Origin of the sequence: Frankia sp. CeD, assembly GCF_000732115.1 — a bacterium.
Taxonomy (GTDB): Bacteria; Actinomycetota; Actinomycetes; order Frankiales; family Frankiaceae; genus Frankia; species Frankia casuarinae.
Genome location: NZ_JPGU01000098.1, coordinates 1 through 2,890, shown reverse-complemented (window position 1 = coordinate 2,890; position 2,890 = coordinate 1). Strand labels below are relative to the sequence as shown.

The following is a 2,890-nucleotide window of genomic DNA, read 5'->3' as shown; positions in this document are numbered from 1 at the left end:
TGCTGGTTGTTGGGGCTCCGCCCCAAACCCCGGCCCTCACTCTGGAGGAGGGGGAAGGCGCGGCACGTCCGCTGATCGCCTCCGCCGCCCGACCGACGGAGGAGATCAGCTCAGCCGGGGCTCTGTGAAAGATCAAAACCCGGGTCGGGTGGCGTGGAAGCCCCCGAACCCGGGTTTGNTCAGCCGTGGGTCAGGTCATGCCGCGAGCGGTGTCCGCTGTTCCTCCGGGTCGAGCAGGGAATCGGCGAGGGCACGGCCGATCGCGTCGCCGGTGTCGAGGGGTTCGCGTGCGACCAGCAGCCGCACCCCCGTCCGGCGCAGCAGGCCCAGGACCGCCATCCGCCCGGTTTCGGTGGCCGCGAGCCGTTCCAGCGTGTCGACCACGACCACGCCGTACGCCCCCGACCTGACCAGCCGGACGACCGCCGACCAGGCGTGCGGGCCCGACCCGATCTGACGGACCGCACCTCCGGCCTGCCAGCCGCGCGCCGTGCACGCCGCCGCGAACACCGCCCGCTGGTCTGCCAGGTCGCCGTAGCCGCCGGCATCCTGACGGATGAAGTGCAACGCCCGCAGCGAGCCCGCCATCACCGGCCCCCGTCCCGACGATGACCACCGGGCCAGCCGTTGATCTGCGAGTAGTACCACTGGCTCGCCGCCGACCCCGCGACCGTCAGCGAGTCCCACCAGCGCGCCGCCACGTCGTACGGCATGTCACTGGCCACGCTCACCCGCACCCCGGCCGGAAGCAGCAGGGTCGGACGCATCACCGAGAACCGAGGACCCGGCATCGGAAGATGCACATCCGCCGACTCCGCCGGATGCACCTGGAGATCCACGCTCGTCACCGACCGGTTACCGCCACCGATCGGCCCATATGGCACCATGGCCATGGGTTCCACACTCCTGTTCACGCAGGATTTGGGATCAAGGCCCGGAGATTGGTGCTGGTAACACCACTCCGGGCCGCCTATTCACTTACCTTCCACCATCCATAAGACCCTGAAGATCCACACCATGCAGGCATTTCGCGCGGATGGGAATGTTTCACAGGAAACGCCCACGCCGTTTTTTGCCGGCATGGTCACCGTTTCCTGCCTCCATTCATGGAATGGCCGTTCGTGTCGTCGGACCCCATGCGGGCAGCCCCGAGGTGCGGAGCGAGCGCCAGACCAAGGGCTGGGACGGAGAGCCGGACCGAGCTGCGAGCGAGGTTCGGCGCCCAGTCGGCCCGACCGTCGGGCGGCATCCCCAGAGACTCCAACCAAGTACTACGGTCGCCACCTGTATGGATCGCCGCAGGACGTCCGCATCCACTTCGGTTCTGTGTCGCAGATCACGGTGTACTTTCGGTTCTGCGATGAAGATCCCGAAAGCGCAAATACACCCAGCCGGGGGGCATCTTTTCCGAATGATCACTAACGTCCGAGATGCCGCTTTCCAAGCCGATCCAGGGTCCAGCCGAGCGCCATGGCGGTCGTGAGGGTATTGGTGTGGTCGGGGCCGAGGGTGGCGCGTTGGCGGGTGAGGGNGTCCTCGAACAGGGTGCGTGCCGCGGCGTGCTCGCCAAGGTTGCCCAGGGGCGACCTGAGCAAGTTGGCGGTCGCGAGGGTGTGGGTGTGATCGGGGCCGAGGGTGCGGCGTTGGTGGGCGAGTAGATCTTCGGTGCTCTGCTGGTCATGCGGGTCAGGGGATGTGTCGGTGGGTGCGGGTTCGTTTGCGGGGAAGGCCGGTTCGTGGGTTGGTGGGTTCGGTCGGTGTGTGGGGAAGTTGGGGGGTGTGGTGGGTTTAGCGCGTCCGGTGAGGGTGTGGCGGACGTGGTCGAGGAGGTGTCGGCCGGCTTTGTCGGCGTCGTGGTGGAACAGGTCGATGGAGACGACGGCGCCGAGGAGTCCTGGCCGTGGGCAGTCTTCGACCCGTACCGGGAGGAGTTTGCGTTTGAAGCCGTGAGGGTCGGCGGCGTGGGCGGCTTGCCATTCGGCATGGCCGTAGATCGAGGTCAGGTAGGCGCCGGAGAGTACGGCGAGGGTGTGTCGGGCGTGTTGGACGCCTTGTTGCATGCGGATCTGCCAGTTCGATCCGGGGACGAAGTCCCAGGCTTGGACGAGGACGCGGTAGCCGTCTGCTTCGAGCTGCCAGGAGATCCACTCCGCCCATTCGCGATCAACTGCCGTGTACGAGACGAAGAAGTCCCAGTCCGGATCGGAACCGGTCGCGTCGTCCGTGTTGCCCCCGTCGGTCACCCGGCCAGTGTGCCACCGGCACAGACCGCGTCAGGTCGTCCTACTACGGACTCCGCGGGCCCCCGAATCTGTGATATAGGACACGGTGTACTTTCGTTTGCGCGACGATACGCGGCAGTTGACACCTCGGCAGGAAGAACAGCCGCCGCGCGGGACGCTGAACGACGGCACCTGCCCGACTCCGCTGGACCGCCCCGGGGGGATCCTTATCCTCCCGCCCCGAGGCCTCCGAGGCCCTCCCACGTCCGGGGAAGGGAGAGCCGGACGTGAGAAAGACGCCCGGATACCAGGGCTCCGTCAAAGTCTGTTTTGGCTGGTCAGGGCGATGATCTGGAGGACGAGCCCAGGGTCTCTGATGGTGGCTCGGCGGGCCTGTCTGATGTTCTTGTAGCCTGCCAGGCGTAGTGCGCTGATCGTGGTATCGCGGGCGATGGCCCAGTTCAGGGCGGCGTTCTTGGTGCGGATGGTGTGGCGGTCCTCGTCCATGGTCCGGTCGCGGACATGGTGAATGGCCTCGACCGTCCAGTGGCCACGAGCCCACCGGGCCAGCTGCGCGGGGCTGGCCTGGTCGGTGGACAGGCTCGTGACCAGGTAGAACTCCTCGGTCGAGGTCGCAGCCGGGCTGGTCGTGGTCTTCTTACGGCGGG

At 67.1% G+C, this 2,890-nt stretch carries 4 protein-coding genes; all 4 read right to left on the bottom strand.

The genetic code is table 11. From position 1 onward, the window contains the following. Positions 1-195: 195 nt before the first annotated feature. Positions 196-588, bottom strand: a complete 393-nt coding sequence (locus tag CED_RS21010) for a recombinase family protein (protein WP_035913666.1) — start codon at positions 586-588, stop codon at positions 196-198. Further along, positions 588-893, bottom strand: coding sequence for a hypothetical protein (locus CED_RS21005; RefSeq protein ID WP_035913665.1), 306 nt, complete (start codon positions 891-893; stop codon positions 588-590). The genes CED_RS21010 and CED_RS21005 overlap by 1 nt, the downstream gene beginning before the upstream one ends. A 525-nt stretch (positions 894-1,418) precedes the next feature. Next, entirely contained in the window at positions 1,419-2,243 is an 825-nt protein-coding gene (locus tag CED_RS21000) for a toll/interleukin-1 receptor domain-containing protein (protein ID WP_255361144.1), read from the bottom strand. Positions 2,244-2,540: 297 nt separating this feature from the next. Beyond that, a partial coding sequence (locus CED_RS20995; RefSeq protein ID WP_035913663.1) for a transposase occupies positions 2,541-2,890 on the bottom strand: 350 nt, incomplete at its 5' end.

Bases quoted from the DNA above. Each gene is read 5' to 3' on its own strand.
- CED_RS21010 (WP_035913666.1), bottom strand. From the start codon at position 588: ATGGCGGGCTCGCTGCGGGCGTTGCACTTCATCCGTCAGGATGCCGGC.
- CED_RS21005 (WP_035913665.1), bottom strand. From the start codon at position 893: ATGGCCATGGTGCCATATGGGCCGATCGGTGGCGGTAACCGGTCGGTG.